The organism is Simiduia sp. 21SJ11W-1 (assembly GCF_024138675.1).
In the GTDB taxonomy this organism is placed as follows: Bacteria; Pseudomonadota; Gammaproteobacteria; order Pseudomonadales; family Cellvibrionaceae; genus Simiduia.
Map to the genome: position 1 here is coordinate 3,067,411 of NZ_CP090959.1, position 23,492 is coordinate 3,090,902.

General features: G+C 54.3%; 14 protein-coding genes. 5 read left to right on the top strand and 9 right to left on the bottom strand.

Going from position 1 to position 23,492, the window contains the following annotated elements; translation table 11 throughout:
- Positions 1–2 precede the first annotated feature (2 nt).
- The 9 genes from L1F30_RS13455 to L1F30_RS13495 all read right to left on the bottom strand — a co-directional run bounded on the left by L1F30_RS13455 (position 3) and on the right by L1F30_RS13495 (position 13,652).
- A complete protein-coding gene (locus tag L1F30_RS13455) occupies positions 3–659 on the bottom strand; it encodes a hypothetical protein (protein WP_253356752.1) in 657 nt (218 codons plus the stop codon).
- A 54-nt stretch (positions 660–713) separates the two neighbouring features.
- The gene (locus L1F30_RS13460; protein WP_253356753.1) at positions 714–1,466 is read right to left on the bottom strand and encodes an ABC transporter substrate-binding protein; all 753 of its coding nucleotides are present in this window, start codon (positions 1,464–1,466) and stop codon (positions 714–716) included.
- Positions 1,467–1,722: 256 nt separating this feature from the next.
- Positions 1,723–3,210 (bottom strand): tryptophan halogenase family protein, encoded by a 1,488-nt coding sequence (locus L1F30_RS13465; RefSeq protein WP_253361835.1) that lies wholly within the window; start codon positions 3,208–3,210, stop codon positions 1,723–1,725.
- Positions 3,211–3,267: 57 nt separating this feature from the next.
- Positions 3,268–4,311 (bottom strand): cupin-like domain-containing protein, encoded by a 1,044-nt coding sequence (locus tag L1F30_RS13470; protein ID WP_253356754.1) that lies wholly within the window; start codon positions 4,309–4,311, stop codon positions 3,268–3,270.
- Positions 4,311–5,042, bottom strand: a complete 732-nt coding sequence (locus L1F30_RS13475) for a SapC family protein (protein WP_253356755.1) — start codon at positions 5,040–5,042, stop codon at positions 4,311–4,313. The genes L1F30_RS13470 and L1F30_RS13475 overlap by 1 nt, the downstream gene beginning before the upstream one ends.
- Before the next feature lie 44 nt (positions 5,043–5,086).
- Entirely contained in the window at positions 5,087–6,697 is a 1,611-nt protein-coding gene (locus L1F30_RS13480) for a tryptophan halogenase family protein (RefSeq protein ID WP_253356756.1), read from the bottom strand.
- A 233-nt stretch (positions 6,698–6,930) separates the two neighbouring features.
- Positions 6,931–9,906, bottom strand: a complete 2,976-nt coding sequence (locus L1F30_RS13485; protein WP_253356757.1) for a TonB-dependent receptor — start codon at positions 9,904–9,906, stop codon at positions 6,931–6,933.
- A 1,373-nt stretch (positions 9,907–11,279) separates the two neighbouring features.
- Positions 11,280–12,281, bottom strand: a complete 1,002-nt coding sequence (locus L1F30_RS13490) for a LacI family DNA-binding transcriptional regulator (RefSeq protein ID WP_253356758.1) — start codon at positions 12,279–12,281, stop codon at positions 11,280–11,282.
- Between the two features lie 42 nt (positions 12,282–12,323).
- Positions 12,324–13,652, bottom strand: coding sequence for a glycoside-pentoside-hexuronide (GPH):cation symporter (locus L1F30_RS13495; protein WP_253356759.1), 1,329 nt, complete (start codon positions 13,650–13,652; stop codon positions 12,324–12,326).
- 254 nt (positions 13,653–13,906) lie between these two features.
- On the opposite strand from L1F30_RS13495, the gene L1F30_RS13500 reads away from it, so the two are divergent.
- The 5 genes from L1F30_RS13500 (at position 13,907) to L1F30_RS13520 (ending at position 23,395) form a co-directional block, all read left to right on the top strand.
- Positions 13,907–15,247 carry a GH1 family beta-glucosidase gene (locus L1F30_RS13500; RefSeq protein ID WP_253356760.1) on the top strand — a complete coding sequence of 447 codons (1,341 nt, stop codon included), beginning with the start codon at positions 13,907–13,909 and terminating at the stop codon, positions 15,245–15,247.
- A gap of 278 nt (positions 15,248–15,525) precedes the next feature.
- Positions 15,526–18,009, top strand: coding sequence for a glycoside hydrolase family 3 protein (locus L1F30_RS13505; protein WP_305879908.1), 2,484 nt, complete (start codon positions 15,526–15,528; stop codon positions 18,007–18,009).
- An 80-nt stretch (positions 18,010–18,089) separates the two neighbouring features.
- Positions 18,090–20,207, top strand: a complete 2,118-nt coding sequence (locus L1F30_RS13510; protein WP_253356761.1) for a glycoside hydrolase family 16 protein — start codon at positions 18,090–18,092, stop codon at positions 20,205–20,207.
- A 145-nt stretch (positions 20,208–20,352) separates the two neighbouring features.
- Positions 20,353–21,501, top strand: a complete 1,149-nt coding sequence (locus L1F30_RS13515; RefSeq protein WP_253356762.1) for an FIST signal transduction protein — start codon at positions 20,353–20,355, stop codon at positions 21,499–21,501.
- Positions 21,494–23,395 carry an EAL domain-containing protein gene (locus L1F30_RS13520; RefSeq protein ID WP_253356763.1) on the top strand — a complete coding sequence of 634 codons (1,902 nt, stop codon included), beginning with the start codon at positions 21,494–21,496 and terminating at the stop codon, positions 23,393–23,395. Before L1F30_RS13515 ends, L1F30_RS13520 begins: the two co-directional genes overlap by 8 nt.
- Positions 23,396–23,492 lie beyond the last annotated feature (97 nt).

Sequence of the window (23,492 nt, forward strand, 5' to 3'; positions counted from 1 at the left end):
TATTAAGGTGACGCAGGGGCATTAACGGCCTTGCTGTAACCGTACAACAACACCCACAGCCCCACTGTTTGAATGAGGTGGTAAACACCGTTGTGGTCGAACGCCCAAACCAGGGTAAAACTCAGCGCCTTGGTGGCCTGCACAGCCGAGGCAACAATGGTTATCGCAATGCCCAGTGCCAGCCAGCCGGCCCCGGCACGCCCAACTTGAACTGCAAGCCAACTATAGCCCGCCAGCGCACACAGCATCACACTCACTTGGTAGATAACAAAGGGTAAAAATGAGCTTGGGAACAACAGGGTATAGGCGAAAAAGCCCCCACCTAACAATACCGCCGGCCCCATAATTTGCCGGGCGCGCGCGGGGCCGAATAGATCCCACACAAACACCACAAGAAAGGCCGCCACCAGTAGCGCCAGCGCTAAATAAATTACCGCCCACAGGCCTTCATAAACAGGCTTACTGATCACCAGCCCGTGCGCTACAGCGCCCAGCACTGCAGCCAGTGCCAGCAGCAAAAAAATGGCACGCCATAGCGTACGGTAGCGTGCGTGTTGGGGTTTGGGTAAACTTTTGGCGCACCATAATGCTACACAGCCCAGTAAGAGATCTGTGGCGGCCGTGGTGAGCTCGGCCTGGTTATTGATAAATTCAATCATGGTGTGTGGCTACTGATTCTTCTTACGCGTTGCGCTGTAACACGGGCCCTGCAGCTAGTTAACCGCAAGCGGTGGTATTGGGTGGCCCGCATGCCAATCTTGCAGGCCGTACTTTGCCATAATTTTTGCCAATTCACCCTGCTTACGTAGGCGTGCAGTACCCTCAGATAGCAACTTTGCATAGCGCATGCCCTCGGCCGTAGGGCTAAATGCGATATACAGATCAACCCCCTGCTCCGAGCCCGGAATAGGGCCGGCAGCGCTAAAGGCCGAAAATGCATGTGACGCAGCTGTGTAGGTAAATACGGATTGGTCTTCAATCACCAAATCTATGCGCCCACTTTGGAGCATACGCATCAGCTGCTGCAAAGGCTGACTGCCCGAGGCCAAATGCACCCGCACACCGGGGCCGGCAATGTAGCCGTCTATAATCGCGCCATATTCATAATCTTTAATCACACCCAGCTTGCGCTCGGCCAAACTCATGGGGCCAAGGTAGCGCCAGTCATCGCCCGCTCGCACCCAAAACAGATTGCGCATTTGCCCCTGAGCAAGGCTTGGAAAGTGTAAATGCTGGGTATCGGGGTCTGTGCGTGTGGCGCCTACCAGCCCATGCACCAGGCCTTCACTCACCCGCGCCTTGGCCCTGGGCCATGGGAGGTTAACGTAGCGCACTTCAATACCCTCACGGGCGAACACGCGGGTGGCAATATCTATCATAAAGCCCTGGGGCTGCTGGCTGGCTGCACAATTGAAGGGGCACCACACATCTGCCGCCAACAGCAGCGGCGCTGAAGCAGCACTCAAGCAGGCATACCCCAGTAGCCATATTCCCAAGAGCAGGCGCAATAGTCCCTCCTTGTGTTATCCCTCGGTTTCGCAACAACTAGTGCAAACGCTAGCACAGCAACTTGCACAACTACAGGGCAAGTGGGCGCAATGGGACCTAGTGCATGCAATTGTAGTGATGCGGGCCGAGAAATCAGCCAGCGATACCAGCAGGTTGCAATGCACCCGGGCTTAATGCCAATGAAATGAACAGTGGCGCAGCGCCCCGCAACCGCTAACCGGCGGGGGCATAGTGGCGAATGAAGTCCTGATGGCTGGGTAATTGGGCTACGGTTTTTTCAACATTGCTACGGATACCCGTTAGAAAGTCTTTAAGCTCTGCCTCGCTCATCATATTCACAATGGGGTGGTACTGCTCAGGCATAATGCCTTGGCCCAGCATTACCTGAGTCCAGGAGTTTTCGCCAAACAATTCCGTGGGAACCTTGAATACGCGCCCGGTTTGCTTGAATAGTTCGATGCGATGCGTCAGGGATTCAGGCACTTCCATGGATTGGCAGTGACGCCAGAACTCGGTGTCCCGGCGGTCGGTTACGTGGTAGTGCAGAATAATGAAGTCGCGGATGTTATCTGATTCAAACTTCATTTGTGCGTTGAATTCTTCGACATCCGGTGTGCGAATCCCGTCGTAGGGGAACATTTGCATCAGGCGTACTACTGCGCGCTGAATCAAATGAATACTGGTAGATTCAAGTGGCTCTATAAATCCGCTAGACAACCCCATGGCCACACAGTTTTTATGCCAATGCTTGCGCCGTTGGCCGGTTTTAAATTTAATTACCCGCGGATCATTCAGTGGTTTACCTTGAATGTTACTGGTTAAACAATCTATGGCCTGCTCATCACGCCAGAATTTACTGGAAAACACCAAGCCATTGCCCACGCGATTTTGCAGCGGTATACGCCATTGCCAGCCTGCGCCATGGGCGATTGATCGGGTGTAGGGGATGGGCGCCTCGGTGGCCTCTGTTTGCACAGCAATTGCGCCATCGCAGGGCAACCAGTGGCTCCAGTCGTCGTAGCCCACATGCAACGCTTGCTCAATCAACAGGCCACGAAAGCCTGTACAGTCTATAAATAAGTCGCCCTCAATTACCTGGCCGCTTTCCAACAGCAGCGATTCAATAAAACCGTCATCGGAATTTAACTGCACCGCGCGAATCTTGCCTTCCTGCCGCTTGGCACCATGCTGCTGCGCAATGCCACGTAAAAACTTGGCGTACAGGCCAGCATCCAGATGGTAGGCATAGTTAAGGCCTTCTCGGCTGAGCACTGCAAATTTATTGGCCTTGGCGGCAGCCCATTCGGGGCAATAGGCACCAAACTCTTCGCTAATGCCTAAATCCACGCCCTTTTTCCAAAAGTGTTGAAAGCCAGCCGCCCAGCAATCTTTACCCGTCCAGCCGAAGGAGTGAATATAATCCTTGCCCACATCGCGCCAGTTTTCGAAGGATATACCCAGCTTAAAGGTGCCTTGTACTGCCGCCAAAAATTCCTTTTCGTTAATCTTTAACAATTGATGCAGTGTCAGAAGCGTGGGAATGGTGGCCTCGCCCACACCCACTGTCGGAATGTCGTCAGATTCCACCAGCGTAATATCGAGTGTTTTGCCCAACAATTTCGCCAGCGAGGCCGCCGCAATCCAGCCAGCCGTACCGCCGCCGGCGATCACAACCTTGTGTACTTTTTTGTGATGCCCCATAGTATTTTTTGGTGTTTTAACACTCACGTCACTACCTCCGGGCGGGCACATGCCTGCCTACTTCAATTTATTGATTAACTCAGCCCGCAATTGATTGGCCAGCGCCCTGTCAACCTCGCCTAACACACCGCGCCCCGCCTCTGGAATGTGGGCAAATGCGTCACTCTCTGCTTCAAACACATAGTGCTCAAATAACGCCTGCCATTGCTTGCGCTTTGCTTTCGGCAGGCTTTTTAACGCCAGTATGGCGTGCAGCAATGCAGAAGAAGGTGAACCCAGATAATCTGGCGTATCCAACCACCAATAATTCACCAGCATATTAAATTTCGATAAAGACGCCACATGGTGCCACCACATGCCAGGTATAAAAATGGCATCACCCGGCGCAAGCTCAGCCACCTGCGCTTGCGCCATGGCCTTGGCAAAGCGCGGAAAACGCGCGAGATCCGGCCGTTCAAAATCCACCAAACTGATGGGTTGGCCTGCGGGCGTTACATCAACCGGGCCCACGTAAAGGTTTTTCAGCTGGTCAGGCGGAAACACCGTAAATCGGCGGCGCCCAGCCACAACACAGGCGATATTCAGCGGAAAATCATAGTGGGCCGAGATGCGACTTTCGTTGCCGAGCCACGCACTCACCAAGGGCTCGACCCCCGTCATCGGGAGATCGTTTTCCGCCCGAAAGCCCGGCAAAAATTTGTCTACCATGGATGATCCCACGTAGATCACTGGTGGCTTTTCATCCTTGCTGTGTTCATTCAGTTTTTGAAACACCTGATGCAAGGGCGCAGCCCCTCGCCTAAAATTAAAGCCCGTGCAATCTTCGTTATAAAACAGGCGGGTTTCACTGCCAGGCTCTGTGACATAAGCGGTCACCGGTTGCTGGGTCCAAAAGCGTGACAGGTAGCTCGCCGCATCGCCAAGCGATCGCTGGCATTGCTGGGTAGCAGGCCAATCGGCTACCAAGCCACGGATTATCGCAGGCTCAGTGCGCTCACCCAGTAATTGCGCGAGCATAGTCGGGTCGATGCCTGTGAGTTCTTCCATCGCGCGTGGTTTGGGCAATTTTTCGAGCGATGGCTCGGGCCGTAACAAAGGCATTAGCTCAGGCCGTCGCGCTGGTTCTTTTTGTCAACCAAATGGCCGATGTTACTCATAGAAGCCAGCATCATGAAAATTGGCATCAGAAAACCCTGTTGCGATAAATCAGCCAGTGCATCACCAGATAGCGCCTGCAGTTTTTCTTCATTAATGAAATGAAAGCCCAGCAGTTGGTTTTTAGAGCCATCATTGAGTGTGATATCCAGCGTAATGGATTCAATCAGCTCATAGGTTTCCAGTGCCGCTACAAATTTTTGATTGTGTTCGTGGCCTGCGTGGATTGCTTCAAGCATGTGAGCCGCCTCGTCAAGGAAAGGTGTATTGGCGCCAAAACTGTCAAACAACAGCTCACCTTCGGTTGTGCTGATGCGCGGATTTTCCATGTCGATAGACACCACCCGTTGCCGGTTGTCTACGCCCCCCGCTTGCTCGCCTTGAAAGCCGATAAGAAAGGGCTGGCGCCGAATCATTAAAGGCTTGTAACGCGCCTGCCAGCTTTGTTCGTCTAGATAGAGATTTTCACCATTTTGAAAACCGAACAGCGCCACCGGATAGGTCACATTGTTATCCATATCCTTGTGCAACAAAATCGGGTACTCGCCCTGTAAAGAGCGAAATTCAAAGGGGAAACTCATGGCATACATTACCGCGTCGCCGAAGCGTGCGCCAAATTCGGTAATCACCCGAATATCTTTGTGTTTGTCTTTATTTAGCAATTCAAAATTCGGCATACCGTGAACCTGTTTCTTTGCTGTTTATTGTTAATACCACTCTATTAGCTATTAGCCTTGGCAGTGATCTTGTTGAGTAGCGCTCTATTGGTTTCCAAGGCCTGGGTCATGGCCACAGCCTTGGTGTGCACATCCTGCATTAACTGGCGGGCACGCGGCCATTGGGCGGCGAGCCGCGGGCGACTGACGGTCGCGGCAAGATGTTGTGGCATAAAGCCCATACCATAGAGCACGAATTGATAGCTGGCCGAAGGGAAAAGCTCATCAATGCGCGGCGCATCTTCATGCCAAGGCGGCTGCTGCTCCCACAGTAAAAGCTTATCTGCAAGTGCTGCCGAACAGCTTTGCCTATCGCCCATGGTGCGCCAGTAGTCGCTGCTTGCGCGCTGATTCAGCACATAGTGCAATTTCAAAAAATCAGCAATGCCCTGCCAGTGATAGCGCATCTTTTGATTGAACCGCCGCGCCACGGGCGCCATTTTTTGTGAATCGCTTGGCAATTGCTCGGCAATGAACGCGGCACTTTGCTCAACCAGCGCCAGCGCCGAAGCCTCCAATGGCTCTACAAAACCCGCAGCCATACCCACGGCCACACAGTTTTGCACCCAGAAAGATTCATAGTGGCCCGGGTTGAATTTCAATTGCCTGAAATCCTGCTCATTGATCTTTATGTGTGGCGCAGTTTTTGTGAGATAAGCGGCCAGCTGCTCACAGGCGGCACCCTCACCGGAAAATTCGCTGGCATACACAAATCCCACACCGCGGCGGCTTTGCAAACCGATATCCCACACCCAGCCGTTGCTCAATGCAGTTGAGTGAGTAGTAGGCGCTATAGGCGCATCAGCCTTGGCATAGGGCACCCCTATGGCCAGCGCCCTATCGTTAGCCAGGCTTGCCTTTAAAGAAATAAACGGCGTACGAAAATGTTCACCAATCAACAACGAGCGCGAGCCACTGCAATCGATAAACAAATCACCGGCAAGCTGCTCGCCTGTATCTAACTGCAACGCTTGCACATCACCGCCAGGATCAGACACCACCTCCGTTACCCTGGCCAAACGGTGTTGCACACCCAGCGCTTCAACACCATGACGACGCAACAGCTCGGCAAATTTACCCGCATTCAGGTGATAACCGTAATTGAGGTTAAACGCATACTCTGGTGTGGTGGCTTGCTTAGGTGCACGCCCCGCATCAATGACTGCCGCTTGGGGAGTTACGGAATGGGCAAAGGCAGGTAAGTGTTGCGAACCCCGCTGGGATTCTGCCAACCAAAAATTGGCAAGGTTCAGCTGGCTGTATTCCGGCGGCAGGCTAAAGGGGTGCAGGTATTGGGTATTTGGCGCCCGCCAGTCTACAAACCGTGTGCCCTGCTTAAAACTGGCATCACAGGTGCGAATAAATTCCGCCTCGGAAATGCCGATGCGCTGCAGCGTCATACGCATGGAGGGCCAGGTGCCCTCCCCAACGCCTAAAATTGGTACATCGGGCGATTCAACCAGTGTGATATGCAAAGGCTGCGCGCTGTTGCCCTGAAATTCCGCTGCCAATACCCCGGCCGTTAACCAACCTGCAGCACCGCCGCCCACAATCACCACCCGGCGCACGGGCTTTGCCGTTTTGGGGGAATCAGGTGTGGTTTTATCAGACATCATGGGGTATCGCCTGGAATTCATTACGCCGGTTTTAGCAGGCCTCACGCTGTGGGAGGCTGCAAGAATCTGTTTTAAAAATATATCACGTGTAGAGTGCCTGAGGTGCATCTACTTAGTTTAAGCGCTAGCACTTGCCCGATCACAAGTACTGCAAACACTGTTTGCGTTAGAAAAAAGGGAGAACCACCAGAGGTGATTCTCCCTATCACTTAATGCCTTTCAGGAACTAACACTTAAAACTTATAGCGAGCACCGATGGCGTAGCGCGGGCCGATTTGTGCAGCAAACAGGGTTTGCTTTTCATCGCGCCCATACACATGGGTAGTCTCTTCAGTCACATTCAAGGCTTCTACAAAAATAGAGGCATTGTCGTTGATTTCATAACTGGCGTTCATATCCCACTGACCGTAAGCCGCAACGTAGGTTGGGCCTACGCCAACGTTCGCCTGCCCGGTACCGGCAAGGAAGTCGTCGCGCCAGTTGTAGGCGATACGCACCTGGATACCGTCTTTATCGTAGTAGCCGATAAGGTTGGCAGAATCACTCAGGCCGGTTACCACAAACTGGGACTCCAGGCTGAAGTCATCGTATCCCACATCGGCATCTACCAGGGTAGCGTTGGCAATTAGGCCAAAACCTGATTCACCAAAGGCGTGCTGAACATTTAACTCCCAACCATCTACCACAGCCTCTTCCAGGTTTGCGGGCACAGTCAGCGTGAAGTTGGTTGGGCCATCGCGCCCCTCAACACCCACAATGGAGCCACCTGCAACATCAACGCCCTCTGCTGTCGGGTAGTTAGTCATGATGTAATTAAAGATATCGCCTGGCTGGGTATTCCCTGCAGCGATCGCCTCTGCGTACATAGGACTATTTGTTGGACTTGGCAGATCAAAAGTAGGTTCGTCGACAAAATCAATGCCAATAAAATTCTTAACCTGCTTGTGGAAATATCCAACTGAGGCATAGCTACCTTCGTCGTAATACCACTCGAAGGAAAGATCGGTATTTTGCGATTCCAGCGGCTTAAGATCAGGATTACCACGATCACCCGTGCCACCATCGGTGCGCAATGGATTATTAATCGTCACGCCACCTTGAATATCACGGTAGTTTGGCCGGCCAATGGTCTTGCTCCACGACGCTCGCGCAACAAGGCTCTCAGTCATTTCAAGACTGAAATCTAGATTAGGTAGTAATACGGAATAGCTACCGCCCAATTCGGTGAAAGCGGAATCGCCACTTCGCACAGCCGAGAGTTCATTGCCACCACCCCAGGTAACATACTCGTAGGCGGGCACGAGCGCTCGCGAAGTCACGTCGGTGGATTCATGGCGAAAGCCTACATTGATTTTGGCGGGCATATCGGCAATTTCAGTGGCCATATTCAGTTGCACATAGGCCGCTGTGGAATCTTCTGTTGTCCGGCGATCAGTTGTGAAGTCACTCGATGCACACAGGGGCGTGCCGCAATCGCCAACGCCATTAATCTGATCTGGATTGCCATAAGTTGCATCACCGGAGGCAACCAACGCATTGAATCGGTTGATCAGTTGGACCATATCAAAACCAAAGAATTCCGTTTGTCCAAGATTTTTTCCGCCGTCGACAGAATCAAACTCGCCATCGATTGACATAGGCTCCATCAAATCTGCAATAGCCCCAACATCGGTATTTGCGCTCCAGGTATCGCGCTGAATTACAGAACTGGCTGAGCGGTTATTCACCTCACTCAGCTCTATACCAAAATCAATGCTTTCAACAATACTGCTATCTATAAATGCATATGTGCCAGCAAATTTCGTTTGCTGGATATCCATCTTTGACTGGTTATTGGTAAACACGCTACCGGTGATTTGCATGTCGTCAGGCGACAAGGGATTGGCTAAGCCCAACTCCAGAATCGGCAAATCTGAATCAAAATAGCCGGTGGTTTTATCTCGGGTGTAAGCGGCAATGGAAAGTAATGCGCTGTCGCCGTAAGGGCTATTGGGTTCAGATTCAGCAGTCGAATTATGGTGATCAAACTCAAGGGTCAGATTTTCAGTGGCATTCCACTCAACGTTGAAGCCAACCGAATTATTTTCAGTGCGGTAAGCATCTTTACCCGCTCCCATAGAGAAATCGCTGCCCGCTAAATTTTCTGTATACACCAGAGGTGACGCAATGGGGCCATCAGTCCAGACAGTTTCCTGGGCACCGAAGTTAAACCAGGCAGACATATTGTTGTAGGTGCGCTCAAGCTCCAACTCGCTGTAGGTGTAATCAAGCGTGGTGCGCACAGATTCCACTGGCTGCCACTGCACGGTCAGCTGGCCGTTGGTACGCACGCGGTTGTATTCCGCCAGCTCATAGCCAATGGTTTGCGGTACGGAGTAAATATCACCGGCACCCGGGCGGTTCACCTGATTTGGATCACCTTCCGGTGGAATGCCACCCCACTCGGAGGGGTTTGCCGTACACCAGCAGTTATCTACTTCGCCGGGGAAGGTGCGCCAACCACCCACGCTGGCAGTGGCCGCTCCGCTGTCGCGCTCTTGGCGGCTGGCAGTCAGTGCTACACCGATAGTGTCGTCGGCAAAGGTATTCGAGAACAGGCCAGAAATTTCTGGCGTAAGGTTGTCGCCGTCGCGGGTAGAGGTATCGTGCACACCCTTGATACCAACCGTTGCCGCCAAGCCAGGCGACTCCAGCGGGCGAGTGGTTTTGATGTTGATGGTTGAACCAATGCCCCCGGTGGGCATGTTGGCCTTGCCGCTCTTGTACACTTCAACGCCGGCAACGCCCTCAGCGGCCAGGTTGGCAAAATCAAAGGAGCGACTGGTACCACTGGCTGTAGGCATCTGGCGGCCATTGAGCGTCACCAGATTATAATCCGGGCCAAAGCCACGCACTGTCACCTTGCTGCCTTCGCCGCGCGAGCGGTCAATAGACACACCGGTAATGCGCTGCAGAGATTCCGCCAAATTGGTATCGGGCATTTTGCCGATGTCTTCTGCGGAGATGGCATCCACCACGCCCTGGGCGTCGCGCTTGATGTCCATGGAGCGCTGCAAACTGCCGCGAATACCGGTTACCACGATTTCTTCCAGCTGATCCAGCCCTTGCTGGCCCTCTGTTTGCGCGTGCGCAGGCAGCATCGCCGCCGCACCGAGCACCATGGAGATGGTGGCCGCCAATTGCGATTTCTTAAAGCTCTTGTATTCCATAGCTCTGACCCGAGTTATTTGATTATTGTTCAGCGGGTTAATTAATTCTTGTCGCTTAGTTTAACCCATATGTAAGCGCTTACAAGTCTTTTCAAAAAAAAGCGCGAGGCGCCAAGAAGTAATGTAAGCGCTTACAAAATTAATGGATAGCCTTTCAACTGTCAAGGGTTATGGAAGTGCTTAAAGCGTGCTAATGACTTCAGCCTGCAACCCTTTTCGAATACAGCGCGAAAAGTGTAAGCCATTGAAATTGTGAGGATTATTAAACATTCATAGGAATAACCGCGGTTCGGCGCGCGGATAGGCTTTCAACTGCCAAGGGTTATGGAAGGTGCTTAAAGCGTGCGAATGACTTCAGCCTGCAACCCTTTTCGAATACAGCGCGAAAAGTGTAAGCCATTGAAATTGTGAGGATTATTAAACATTCATAGGAATAACCGCGGTTCGGCGCGCGGATAGGCTTTCAACTGCCAAGGGTTATGGAAGTGCTTAAAGCGTGCGAATGACTTCAGCCTGTAACCCTTTTCGAATACAGCGCGAAAAGTGTAAGCCATTGAAATTGTGAGGATTATTAAACATTCATTGGAATAACCGCGGTTCGGCGCGCGGATAGGCTTTCAACTGCCAAGGGTTATGGAAGGTGCTTAAAGCGTGCGAATGAATTCAGCCTGCAACCCTTTTCGAATACAAGGCGAAAACGTAAGTCTCTGAAATTAAAAGGATTTTTAAAAATTCATAGGAAATAACTGCGGTTCGCCGCATGGATAGGCTTTCAACTGCCAAGGGTTATGGAAGGTGCTTAAAGCGTGCGAATGAATTCAGCCTGCAACCCTTTTCGAATACAAGGCGAAAACGTAAGTCTCTGAAATTAAAAGGTTTTTTAAATTTCATAGGAAATAACTGCGGTTCGCCGCGTGGATAGGCTTTCAACTGCCAAGGGTTATGGAAGTGCTTAAAGCGTGCGAATGACTTCGGTCTGCAACCCTTTTCGAATACAAGGCGAAAGCGTAAGCCTTTGAAATTAAAAGAATTATTAAACATTCGCAGGAAATAACCGCGGTTCGGCGCGCGGATAGGCTTTCAACTGCCAAGGGTTATGGAAGTGCTTAAAGCGTGCGAATGACTTCAGCCTGCAACCCTTTTCGAATACAGCGCGAAAAGTGTAAGCCATTGAAATTGTAAGGATTATTAAACATTCATAGGAATAACCGCGGTTCGGCGCGCGGATAGGCTTTCAACTGCCCAGGGTTATGGAAGGTGCTTAAAGCGTGCGAATGACTTCAGCCTGCAACCCTTTTCGAATACAAGGCGAAAAATGTAAGCCATTGAAATTAAATAAATTATCAGGCTTTCGCGGGGCAGGTGGTTGGGCGCTAGTCGCGGCGATGCACGGAATCACGGCCCACAAGCTGTGGGCTGAAGGTATTTTCAATACTGAGCCTGCCCTGATCGTACACATGGCGCAGCACCCAGTGAGTGGCCATGGCCGCCATGTCGCGCACCGGGTAGTTCACGGTACTGAGTTTCGGGAATACAAAGCGGGAGTAGGCCACGTTATCAAAGCCCACTATCGAGAGATCATCGGGCAGTGCAAGGCCCGCCTCGCGTGCAGCGGCCATGGCGCCGGCGGCCATTTCATCGTTGCCGCAAGCAAGCGCGCTAAAGGGTTCACCCACCGCTAACAGCTGGTTCAGCCCGCTCACGCCGCTCTCTTCCTGGAAGTCGCCCTCGTACAGCAGGCGCTCATCGAAGGTGAGTTTGTATTCCGCCAGCGCGCGCCGGTGGCCGGCAAGGCGCTCTTGGGTATCGTGCTTCCAGAGTGGCCCGGCAAGGTAGGCAATGCTGCGGTGGCCGGCCTCCAGCAGGCATTTCGCCGCCAGATACCCGCCCTGCTCGTTGTCGAGGTTGATGCACTGGGTGGCAAGGCTTTTAATGTCGCGGCCAAGCACCACTATGGGCGTGCCTTGGGCATTGAGCGCCTCTAGAAATTCATCGCTCACTGCCTCTACGTATAAAATCAGCGCATCGCACCGGCGGCTAAGCAAAAAATTTACGGCGTCTTCTTCTTTGGCTGCATCACTGTGGCCGGCAGCAAAAATGGAATGGATGTCGTACTTGCGCAGCTCCGTTTCAATGGCGCTCATCATCATGCCGTAGAAGGGGCCGTGCAGTTCTGAAATCAACACGCCCACACTGTTTGAGCGGTTGGAGGCCAACCCCTTGGCAATGGCATTCGGGCGGTAGCCCAGTTCTTCCATGGCGCGCTGCACTTTTTCTTTGGTTTTATCGCTCACGCGGGCATTTTTGTTCATTACCCGCGACACGGTAGCCAGCGATACGCCGGCGCGCTCGGATACATCGTAAATTGTCACCATTGGGGTCTGTCGCTCTCTGTTTCAGCCGGGCAGTGTGGGCCATTATGCACTGCGGGCGCTAATCTCTGCCTGAATATTTTCCATGCGTGCCTCATTTAAGGTGTACCAACGCATCACCCAAGCCACCAGAATAGAGGCGAGTGCAGGCACCAATGTAAAAGACAGCACAATGCCCTGCAAGGTGCGCTCGCTCAGAGCGGTATTGGCCTGGTAGCCGTAATAGGCCAGCAGCCAACCGCCCAGTGCGCCGCCAATGGCCAGGCCCATTTTGATAAAAAACACAATAGAGGAATAGACCATACCGGTAATGCGCACTCCGGATTTCCAGTGGCCATAGTCCACCACATCGGCCATTTTAGCCCACAACAAAGGCGTGGCCATTTGCAGGAAAAAGCACCACACAAAATACAAACCAAACGCCAACAGCGTTTGATCTGGCTGCACAAAAAAGCCCAGCACGCAGAACACTGCCGCAATCAGTTGCAGTGCGATGTAGGCCCTAACCTTGCACACGCGCTTGGCCAAGGGCTGCGCGCAGGCACAGCCCAAAATATTGCCAACCATGCCCAGCGTTACAAAGGCGGTTACCCAGTCTTCGCGACCCAAAAAATATTTCACGTAATAAATGGCGAGCGTGCTGCGCAACACCATGCCCGTGAGCAATATGAGTGCGGCAACACTCAGTACGCGCCATTGGTCGTTTTGCCACAGTGACTGCAAATCGCCGCGAATGCTGGTGCGCTGGCTTTTGGGTGGGGTAATGCGCTCTTTGGTGCCGGCAAAGCACAACAAAAACAAAATTACCCCGAAAATGCTGAGTACGCCGATGGTCATTTGGTAACCCAGCGCCTGATCGCCCTGGCCGAAATAGCCCACCAGCGGGAGTGTACAGGCCGTCACCAACAAGCCGCCCAGCATGCCAAACACAAACCGGTAAGACTGCACAGACACGCGCTCTTCGGGTTTATCTGTAAGCACGCCGCCCAGCGCTGAATAGGGAATATTGATGGCGGTGTAGGCAAGCATCAGCGCGGCATAGGTTACATAGGCATAAATCACCTTGCCCTGGGGCGAGAAATCCGGCGTGGTGAACGCCAATACGCTGATGGCGCCAAAGGGCAATGCCAGCCACAGCAGGTAGGGCCGAAACTTGCCCCACCGGGTGTGGGTGCGATCGGCAATGCCGCCCATGAGCGGGTCTGTTACTGCATCAAAAATGCGCACCACCAAAAACATGGTGCCCACCACTGCAGGCGAAATGCCGAAGATATCCGTGTAGAAAAAGGTCAGAAACAGCATGACCGTCTGGAAAATAATATTGCTTGCCGTATCACCCAGGCCATAGGCCACTTTTTCACGGAACGTCAGCATTGCTACATTGCCTCACAGCGTTTTCATTATTATTCGCGCCTATCCTAAGCCAGATTCAGGCAGGTGTCTGCGCGTTAAATCGGCCAATAGACAGTGTTCATGGTTGAAACCCAGGCCACGGGGTTGACCTTTAACAGCCAAACCCCTAACCTAAATGTAAGCGCTTTCACCAACCCGGTCAATCGCGCACGTGAATCCGCTGGTGCGCGAGCCGCGCCACAATAACCGTTAGCCAAGAGCAGCCGCGCACGCACATGAAAATTCAATTACCGGCCCATTCACCGCTGGCAACCAACACCTTTACCTACGGTGTGGCCACTGCCGCGTTTCAGATTGAGGGCGCAGCCGACCAACGCCTGCCCTGTATTTGGGATACCTTTTGTGCACAGCCCGGTACCATTAGCGATGGCTCAAACGGCCTGATTGCCTGCGATCACATAAACCGTTGGCGCGATGACCTTGCGCTGATTGAGCAGCTCAATGTAGATGCCTATCGCTTTTCCGTTTCCTGGCCGCGGGTGATGCACGCAGACGGCAGCCCCAACCATGCGGGCCTCAATTTCTACCTGGCACTTCTGGATGCGCTGGGCGCCAAGGGCATCAAAGCCTATGTGACCTTATACCACTGGGATTTACCCCAGCACCTGGAAGACGCCGGCGGCTGGCAAAATCGCGAGACGGCCTACAAATTTCAGGCCTATGCCGATTTGGTTAGCCGCACCTTTGGCGATCGCGTGCACTCCTACGCCACCTTGAACGAGCCCTTTTGCAGCGCCTATTTAGGTTACGAAGTGGGCATTCACGCGCCCGGCATTGCCTGCCAAAAAGCCGGCCGCCAAGCAGCGCACCACCTGTTATTGGCCCACGGCCTAGCCATGCAGGTGCTGCAAAAAAACAGCCCCAACAGTCTTAACGGCATTGTGCTCAACATGAGCCCCGGCTACCCGAAAACCCAAAGCCTGGAAGATCAAGAGGCCGCGGCACTGGCGGAAGACTTTCTATTTCACTGGTACGCTGAGCCACTGTTTAATTGCCGCTACCCTGCCCGCGCGCTGGCGCACATTCCAGCCGATGCGCACCCGCACATCGAGACCGGCGACATGGAAATCATTGGCCAACCGCTGGATTATCTGGGCCTGAATTACTACACCCGTGGCGTATACCATGCAGACCCGGCCACAGGTTTTGGCGAAACCATTCCCAATGGCGCCCAAGTAACCGACATGGGCTGGGAAGTTTTCCCACAGGGCCTTACCGATTTACTGACCGGCCTCAACGCCCGCTACGCGTTGCCGCCTGTGTACATCACCGAAAATGGCGCAGCCATGAAAGACCAGTTGCGCCAAGGCGAGGTTAACGATCAAAGCCGGCTTGCGTATTTTCAATCGCACCTGCGGGCGGTGCACAATGCGGTGGCCGCAGGCGTAGACGTACAAGGCTATTTCGCCTGGAGCTTAATGGATAACTTCGAATGGGCGCTCGGCTATGAAAAACGCTTTGGCATAGTGCACGTAGATTACGCCACTCAAAAGCGCACCATCAAAGCCAGCGGCCACGCGCTGGCGGCGTTTTTTGGCAGCCGCTCGCGCGACTGAACCGCCGCGCTGTAGGCATTCCAGCCTGCGGCCATAGGCGCATTTTACCCGCACAGGGCAAGTCTCAGCACCACCACCACACGCGCGCCAAAGCTTGACTTATGACCACCAATTCCCTAACTTAACGCACAAATGTAAGCGCTTACATTTTGATAATAAGCAGCCCTAAGAGCGCGCTGTGCCGGCCAGGCAACGCCCGCACCTAGCGGGCATCTAGGATCAATACTCAGCCGATGGGCCGCCAGGTTTGAACACACTGAAAACACATGAGAATTGCTATGAAAAAATCGTTGATTGCCGCGCTCTGCGGTGCCGCTTTGATGGGGTGTGAACAGCCCGCCGCACCCTTGGCGGCCAGTGGAGATTCAGCCAGCTCACAGGTGGCGTCGCTGTGGCCTGCACTCACGCCTGCACCACACTCGCCTGAAATAGAGGCCAGAATTGATGCGCTATTGCCACGCCTGAGCCTTGAGCAGAAAGTCGGCCAAATTATTCAGCCGGAAATCCGCCATGTGAACGCCGAAGATGTGCGCGAATATTACCTGGGCTCTGTATTAAACGGTGGCGGCTCCTTTCCAAGCCAGAATAAATATGCAAGCCCCAACGATTGGCTGGCCCTGGCAGACAGCTTCTACCAAGGCTCCATGAGCGTGGATGCCGAAGTTAAAATACCCATTCTCTGGGGCACCGACGCCGTGCACGGCCACAACAATGTGATTGGGGCCACGCTCTTTCCGCATAACATTGCACTGGGTGCTGCCCACAATCCTGAATTGATGCGCCACATTGGCGCGGTTACCGCCAAAGAAATGGCCGCCACCGGCATCACCTGGAGCTTCGCACCAACCCTTGCAGTGGCCCGCGATGATCGCTGGGGCCGCACCTATGAATCCTACAGTGAAACGCCTGAGCTGGTGGCGCAGTATGCCACCGCCATGGTTGAAGGCCTGCAAGGCGCGCGCGCTGGCGAGCAATTTTTGGCCGATGGCAAAGTGATTTCAACGGCAAAACATTTCATTGCCGACGGCGGCACCACCAACGGTATAGACAGGGGCGATACCCGGCTTGGCGAGCAGCAGTTAATCGACATACATGCGCCCGGCTACTTCGCCGCCATCGAGGCGGGCGTACAGGTGATCATGGCATCGTTCAGCAGCTGGAATGGCGACAAGCTGCACGGCCATGAATACTTACTAAACGATGTACTAAAAAAACGCCTGGGCTTTGACGGCTTTATTGTGGGCGATTGGGCCGGCCACGCCTTTGTGCCCGGTTGCACCGATACCCACTGCCCGGCCGCCATCAATGCGGGCCTGGACATGTTCATGGCGCCCGATGGCAACTGGCGCGAGCTGTATAAAAATACCCTGGCAGACGTCAAGGCCGGACGCATTTCCGAGGCCAGATTAAACGACGCTGTTCGACGCATTTTGCGCGTAAAAATGCGCGCCAAATTATTTGAACGCGGCAAGCCCTCAAGCTACGCCCTGGCCGCCAAAGCCGAGCTGATTGGCGCACCCGAACACCGGGCCATTGCCCGCCAGGCGGTGCGCGAGTCTGTTGTACTGCTGAAAAATCACGCCCAACTGCTCCCCCTTGCCGCCAACAGCCGATTGCTGGTAGCCGGTGATGGCGCCCATAATCTGGGTAAGCAAACCGGCGGCTGGACCATCAGCTGGCAGGGCACCGGCAACATGAATGAAGACTTCCCCGGCGCCACCACTATTTACGATGGCATTAAAGCCGCCGTTGAGCTCGCCGGCGGCCAGGCCCACTACAGCGAAGACGGCAGCTACACCAAAAAGCCAGATGCCGCCATCGTGGTATTTGGTGAAAACCCCTACGCAGAAATGCAAGGCGATGTGGAAGATTTGGCCTACCGCTCGGCAAAAGATCTGGCACTGCTTGAAAAATTCAGCCGCGAAAATATTCCGGTGGTGGCGCTGTTTATTACCGGCCGGCCGCTGGCGGTTAACCCCTTTTTGAACGCCAGCGACGCCTTTGCGGTAATTTGGCAACCGGGCACTGAAGGCGCGGGTGTGGCCGATGTACTTATTCAAAAGCCCGATGGTTCCATCAACTTTCCGTTCACCGGCAAGCTGAGTTTCTCTTGGCCCACCCACGGCCAGCAAACGCCACTCAACGCAGGCGATGGGGAATATCAGCCGCTGTTTGCACGCGGTTTTGGATTAACCAATGGCCAGCAAAGTGAATTGCACTACCCGCTGGCGGTGGCCAAAGCCGATGTCGCTGTGGCCGATACGCGCACCCAGGCCATCTTCCACCGCCGCACCTTCGCACCCTGGACGCTGCAGCTTAAAGGCACCAACGGCGTGGCCACCGATCTCAATGGCGCGAGCCTGAAGGTGCCAGGCTTAAGCCTTCAAATGCGCGATCGCTTTGTGCAGGAAGATACGGTACGCCTGCAATGGCAAGCCCCCGCCCGCGCCGGTTTTTACAGCCCTACACCACAAGATTTAAGTGAATTTGCAGGCGGCACCTTGGTGTTTGATTTACAGGTGGCTGAGGCTCGCGAACTGGCCATACAACTGGCATGCGAACAGTGCCAGGCACGTAACCTTGCGGATTTTGCACGCCTAGACCGCAACCAGTGGCAACAGGTACGCATACCCCTGGCGTGCCTGACAGAAGATCTTGCAACCGTAGCAGGTGGCTTTGAAATTACCGGCAGCAAAAACTCGGAGGTGTGGCTGTACAACATCCACCTGGAAAAAGGCGAGCACGGCTGCCCCAAGCCTTAAGCTGCCATTGCGGCAAACCCGCCCCGGGCAGCGCCCGGGCTGCACACAAATTAATAACAATAATGTAACGAAGAGCCACCATGAAACTTTCAACAATTTGGCTTTGCACCGCCGCGTTACTCGCGGGCGCCTGCAAGGAGGGCGCGCCGCCCGCGCCCAGCCCTACGCCTACAAACACTCCTACGCCAACACCAACGCACAGCTGGCAACTGGTGTGGAGTGATGAATTTGATGGCCAAAGTATTGATGCCAGCAAGTGGCGCCACGAAAAAAACTGCTGGGGCGGCGGCAATAACGAGCTGCAATGCTACACAGACCGGCCCGAAAACAGTTTCTTGCAAGACGGCAAGCTGCACATAGTTGCACGGCACGAAAGCTTCAGCGGCCCGGCCCACAATGACGACGACCCCAATTACAACCCCGCCGACACCAGCGCCACCCAGCCCTACACCAGCGCGCGGTTGCGCAGTAAAAATCAGGGCGACTGGCGCTATGGCCGCATAGAAGTGGCCGCGCAAATGCCCAAGGGCCAGGGCCTGTTGCCCGCAGTGTGGATGCTGCCCACCCAATGGCGCTACGGCGGCTGGCCGTTGAGTGGCGAGATAGACATAGTTGAAGTGGTAAATCCCGGTGTGGGCGCACACGCCAATGAAGCCCATGGCACCCTGCACTATGGCCGCCTGTGGCCCAACAACAACTACAGCGGCAGCCACACAACAGTGAACGGCAATGTGTGGGAAGGCCTGCACCAATACGCCATCGAATGGGAACCCGATGAAATCCGCTGGTACGTGGATGGCAAGCACTATGGCACCCAGCGGCCGGCCACTGAAACCCGCCCGGGCTGGTTCACTTATTTCTGGAACCATGAGGAAACAGGCTTCAGTTTTGGCGAAAACGGAGCGCCGTTTGATCAAACCTTTCACCTGCTATTGAACCTTGCCGTGGGCGGCAACTGGCCCGGTGCGCCCGATGCCAACACCCAATTTCCACAAACGCTCTCGGTAGATTATGTGCGCGTGTACCAGTGCACGCTGGGCGATGAACCCACACCCGACGGCCGCGGCTGCGCAACCAAGGTGGATGAAGCCGTGCAACCGGTGGGCACGGATCTACCCGGCACGGAAACCTTCAGTTTGTTCGACAACGGCCTGACACCGCTGCCGCTCAACCACGAGGGCTACGAGTTTCAACAACCTTTGAACCTTTATAGTTGGTCGGCTATTGATGGCGATGTGGAAGTGGCCATGGTTACCGAGGGCGATGCCACCCACTGGGCGGCAACCTACTTCAGCGCCGGCAACAGTTTTGTAAATGTTGCCGAAAGCCCCCTAGCGCATGACGACACAGGCGTGAAATTCGTCAACATGGCCGACTATGGCGAGCTCAAATTCGATATGAAAATTTTAAGTATCGACCCCGCCACCCGGCTGAAAGTAAAGCTCGACTCCGGCTGGCCCAATGTCAGTGAAACCACGCTCACCCTGCCCGACCACAACGACTGGGCAAGCTACGCCGTCGCATTCGCACAAATGGCCGACAACAGCATCGACCCGGGCCGCGCCAACCTCGAGCAGGTGCACAACCCCTTCGTGCTGGAAGCCACCGGCCCCGCCGACCTGCGCATTAACAATGTCCGCATTCAGTGCCTTGGCCCGTGCGGTATCCAGCCACGGGTGAATGACCCGGGCTCGGTAATTACCGAAACCATCAGCGTGTTTGAAGATGCCGTAAACGGTGCCTGGGAGCTGGGCCTGCTGTTGTGGGAAACCGGCTCCCCGCACGTGCAACTCTCCGCGGTAGATGCCGCCGACAATACCCGCGGCCAGGTGATCGACGTGCAATTTACATCCAGCAGCCACAACGGGCTGGCCTTTATGCAAACCGCCTCGCCCAAAGATCTCTCCGCCTTTGCCAGCAGCGGCTACTTCAGCTTCGACATTCAGGTGCTGGACTATGCGGCCGCCACGGGCCTTGTGATCAAGGCCGACTGCGTGCACCCCTGCAGCTCTGGCGACATCGCCATCGGCCAGCCAGGTATGGGCGGCTGGCAAACGGTTCAGGTGCCAGTGGCCGATCTGGTGGCCGGCGGTTTGAATCTGTCGCAGGTCAATACACCTTTCGCCATTCTGCCCACCTGGGGTGAACAGGCAGGCGTGCATTTACAGCTGGATAACATCCAGTGGGTGCTGCCTTAAAAATTTTCTCAGCGTAAAGCGTTCTCCTATTGGGCAATGGAGTGCCCGCCTGATTGCCTGGCACCAGCGGCACTATGCTGGGGCAGGCGCCAAAGGCAAATCTGCGCCCGCGGCCCGGCCTGCTAAACTCAAACAAGCCCTTGGAATGAGTTTAGCGATGGAAACCTACCAAAACCTCTACCGCGACAATCACTGGCGCGCGCCCCTGCCTGCCAACACCGATGCCCAGCTGGTGTTGCTGTTTGGCGACCGCGAATTGGCGCTCAGCGCAGATATTAACGCAGCCCTGGCCGCAAGCTTTCCCAATGCCCAGATTGTGGGTTGCAGTACCTCCGGTGAAATTCTGGGCACCGAGCTGCACGATCAAAGCCTGTGCCTGACGGCGGTGCGCTTTAACCACACACCCGTTAAAGCCGCGCGCGCTGATATCCGCAACCGCCCACTACAGGCGGCTGTAGATGAACTGGCAAACGCGCTTGGTGCGCCAGATTTAAAGTACCTGCTGGTGCTTTCCGATGACCAACGGGTGAATGGTACCGAGCTTGTCAATGGGCTCACAGCCGCACTGCCCAAGGGCGTGGTTATTACCGGCGGGCTGGCAGGTGATGACACCCGCTTTGAACGCACAGCCACCTGGCACAATGGCCGCGGTGGTGAAGGCAATATTGTGGCTTGCGGCTTTTATGGCAATTGCATTGAGGTGGGCCACGGCAGCATGGGCGGGTGGGACCCATTTGGCCCAGAACGCCTGATTACCCGTGCGCGCAGCAATGTACTTTACAGCCTGGATGATCAGCCGGCGCTGGCGCTCTACAAGCGCTACCTGGGCGAGCACGCCAGCGCCCTGCCAGCCTCGGCGCTGTTATTTCCGCTGCTAATAAAACGCGAAGGTGAAGAGCAGGCCGTCATTCGCACCATACTGGGTGTGAATGAGCAAGATGAATCCATGACCTTTGCAGGCGACATGCCTCAAGGCGCGAAAGCGCAGCTGATGCGCGCCAATTTTGACCGGCTGATAGACGGCGCCGAAACCGCGGCAAGCGCTGCATTAAGCGGGCAAGCAGACGCCAACGGATGCGGGCTTGCGCTATTGATCAGCTGTGTGGGGCGCAGGCTGGTGCTCAACCAACGCATAGAAGAAGAACTGGAAGCCGTTGAAGACGTACTGGGCAATGGCTGGCAATTTACAGGCTTCTATTCCTATGGCGAAATTTCACCCATGGCCGGCGGAAACCATTGTGCACTGCACAACCAAACCATGACCATCACAACCCTGCAAGAACGCGATGCATAAATTATTGCGCGGCCTTTTAGACGAGCATTCGGCCACCCTTAAGCCGGATGATCCTCTGGTAGAGGCGCTGTCAGATGCATTTAGCCTGCAAGATAACCTGCTTTCAAACATCGAGCGCTCGCTGGTGCTTACCTCAAAAGAGCTCACCGAGCAAAATGAAAGGCTCAAGCACAACCTAACCGAAAGCCAGGCACTGTTAAGTGAGCTGCAAGCAACAAGCTCGCGCCAGCACGCGCTATTAGATGCCTCACCCGAGGCCATATTCTGCTTTGCCCCGGGCGGGCGCATGGTACAAATCAACCGCGCAGCCTGCACGCTAATGAACAAGACCTGGGATCAACTGAAAAGCAACACACCCGAAACAAACCTGGAGCTAATTTTAGAGATCATCAGCAATACTGAAGATTTCCTGGGCGACATAGAAAAAATTCGTGCAGACCCAATGGCCGTGTTGCACAACTATATGGATACGGTAAACGGGCAAAACTACGAATATAACTCTATCCCTATACGTCACGGCGACCAGTACCTGGGCCGCATCTGGTGCTACCGCGATATCACCAAAATCCGCCAACAACAGGCGCAACTGGAGCATCAGGCCTTTTACGATACGCTCACAGGTTTACCCAACCGGCGCCTATTACTTGAAAAGCTCGCGCACGCCTTGAAAAAAGGCCAGCGACACGGCTGCAAAACCGCCGTCATTTTTATAGACCTTGATGACTTCAAGAAAATTAACGATACCGCAGGCCACGCCCAAGGGGATAACTTTCTGGTATCAACCACCGCGCGGCTGGCCAGCTACCTGCGCGACTGCGATACCCTGGCGCGCCTTGGCGGCGATGAATTTATTCTGATAATGGAAGGCTTGCAGAACCAACAGCAGATAATTTCTCTACTGGATCGCGTGCTGAATCTCTTTAATACGCCGTTTCAAATTCATGAAACCCACTATGTAGTGACCGCAAGCGTTGGCGTTGCGCTGGCGCCGCAAGATGGCAAACAGCCAGAAGAGCTTATTCGCAAAGCCGACATGGCCATGTACCAAGCCAAGCAAGCGGGTAAAAACAAATTTCATTTCTTTGATGCACGCCTTGAACGAATGGCGCTTCACAGGGTAAGCACCGAGCAAAAACTGCGCAAGGCGCTCGACAACAATGAACTGTTGCTACATTACCAACCTAAAATTTCGCTCGGCTCCGGCACCCTTGTGGGCGTGGAAGCGCTCCTGCGCTGGCAGTTGCCAGACGGCCAGCTCATCTTCCCCGATCAGTTCATTCCCGTAGCCGAAAGCACGGGCTTAATTTACGCCATCACCCGCTGGGTTTTTGCCCAGGCCCACGATCGCATTCATGCATGGCAAGGCACAGCGCTTGCCAATGTAAGCTTGTCTATTAATGTTTCAGCACAGGATTTCGACGACCCGGTATTTTTACCCACGGTGATACAAGCACTGGATAACAAGCCCATCCCGCAGGGCAAGCTGGAGTTTGAAATCACGGAATCCACCTTGCTGGATAACGCGCGAGCCAACAAAGTTATCAGCCACTTGCACCGCCACGGGGTAGAGGTGGCCATAGACGATTTCGGCACCGGCTATTCCTCATTCAGTTACCTGCAGGAAATGCGCATAAACAGCTTGAAAATTGACCGCAGTTTTATCACCGATTTACACATTCACCCCCGCAAGCAAGCCATCGTAAAGAGCATTATCAACGTGGGTGAAAACCTGGGGCTGAAAATTGTGGCCGAAGGCGTTGAGCTGGCCGAGGAACTCACCTGCCTTAAACAACTAAACTGCCATCAGGCGCAGGGCTATTTATTCAGCAAACCCATACCAGAAGCCCAACTGCTGGAATTTGCCGACAACTTGCCCGCCAGAAACGGCGCATAGTGGCCAGGCACAGCAGGCCGCACCGGCCAATGCACTTGCCACAATAGCCCCAGAGTTACTCACCCAATTGGCCAAACCCGGTGTGACCCTGCCCCAT

Bases quoted from the DNA above. Each gene is read 5' to 3' on its own strand.
- L1F30_RS13480 (WP_253356756.1), bottom strand. From the start codon at position 6,697: ATGATGTCTGATAAAACCACACCTGATTCCCCCAAAACGGCAAAGCCC.
- L1F30_RS13515 (WP_253356762.1), top strand. From the start codon at position 20,353: ATGAGTTTAGCGATGGAAACCTACCAAAACCTCTACCGCGACAATCAC.
- L1F30_RS13455 (WP_253356752.1), bottom strand. From the start codon at position 659: ATGATTGAATTTATCAATAACCAGGCCGAGCTCACCACGGCCGCCACA.
- L1F30_RS13465 (WP_253361835.1), bottom strand. From the start codon at position 3,210: ATGGGGCATCACAAAAAAGTACACAAGGTTGTGATCGCCGGCGGCGGT.
- L1F30_RS13520 (WP_253356763.1), top strand. From the start codon at position 21,494: ATGCATAAATTATTGCGCGGCCTTTTAGACGAGCATTCGGCCACCCTT.
- L1F30_RS13490 (WP_253356758.1), bottom strand. From the start codon at position 12,281: ATGGTGACAATTTACGATGTATCCGAGCGCGCCGGCGTATCGCTGGCT.
- L1F30_RS13505 (WP_305879908.1), top strand. From the start codon at position 15,526: ATGAAAAAATCGTTGATTGCCGCGCTCTGCGGTGCCGCTTTGATGGGG.
- L1F30_RS13495 (WP_253356759.1), bottom strand. From the start codon at position 13,652: ATGCTGACGTTCCGTGAAAAAGTGGCCTATGGCCTGGGTGATACGGCA.
- L1F30_RS13485 (WP_253356757.1), bottom strand. From the start codon at position 9,906: ATGGAATACAAGAGCTTTAAGAAATCGCAATTGGCGGCCACCATCTCC.
- L1F30_RS13500 (WP_253356760.1), top strand. From the start codon at position 13,907: ATGAAAATTCAATTACCGGCCCATTCACCGCTGGCAACCAACACCTTT.
- L1F30_RS13475 (WP_253356755.1), bottom strand. From the start codon at position 5,042: ATGCCGAATTTTGAATTGCTAAATAAAGACAAACACAAAGATATTCGG.
- L1F30_RS13510 (WP_253356761.1), top strand. From the start codon at position 18,090: ATGAAACTTTCAACAATTTGGCTTTGCACCGCCGCGTTACTCGCGGGC.
- L1F30_RS13470 (WP_253356754.1), bottom strand. From the start codon at position 4,311: ATGCCTTTGTTACGGCCCGAGCCATCGCTCGAAAAATTGCCCAAACCA.